The organism is Rhizobacter sp. P3_B12, assembly GCF_056402895.1.
The window spans coordinates 1-613 of sequence record NZ_JBFUGN010001709.1 but is presented as its reverse complement, the minus strand read 5'-3'; the positions used below and the strand labels follow the sequence as shown (position 1 = coordinate 613).

Annotated in this window: 1 protein-coding gene; it reads left to right on the top strand. The window is 70.6% G+C overall.

The genetic code is table 11. The features are described 5' to 3' along the window. Nucleotides 1-613: type II toxin-antitoxin system HipA family toxin (locus AC1D01_RS37800; RefSeq protein WP_477875097.1), on the top strand; the 613-nt coding region annotated here is incomplete at both ends.

Sequence of the window (613 nt, the reverse complement as noted above, 5' to 3'; positions counted from 1 at the left end):
CACGAGGACCCCGGTGGCAACACGCCCGGCACCCCCTGGCTCGTCAAGTTCCCCGCCCGCGGCGAGCACCACGAGGCCTGCGCCGTCGAGTACGCCTACTCGATCGCCGCGCGCGCCTGCGGCATCGCGATGCCGCGCACCCAGCACTTCAGCCTCGGCCGCGCAATGGCGGCCTTCGGCGTCGAGCGCTTCGACCGCTGGGGTTCGGGGGCGGCTGCGATGCGCGTGCCGGTGCATTCGTTCGCCGGTGCACTGCATGCGGATTTCCGCCTGCCGTCGCTCGACTACCAGACCGTGCTGCGCGCCACCCGCTTCTTCACGCGCGACGAGGTCGAGGTGAGCCGGGCCTTCCTGCGCTGCGTCTTCAATGTGGTGTTCCACAACCGCGACGATCACGCGAAGAACTTTGCGCTGCGCATGAACGAGCGCTCGATGTGGCAGCTTTCACCGGCCTACGACCTCGTTTTCAGCCACGGTCCGCGCGGTCACCACCAGACCTCGGTGATGGGCGAAAGCCGCGCGCCCGCGCGCACGCACCTGCTGGCGCTGGCACGCGCCGCGCAGGTGCCGCAGCGCCTCGCGCTCGATGCGCTGGAGCGCGTCTGCACCGAGG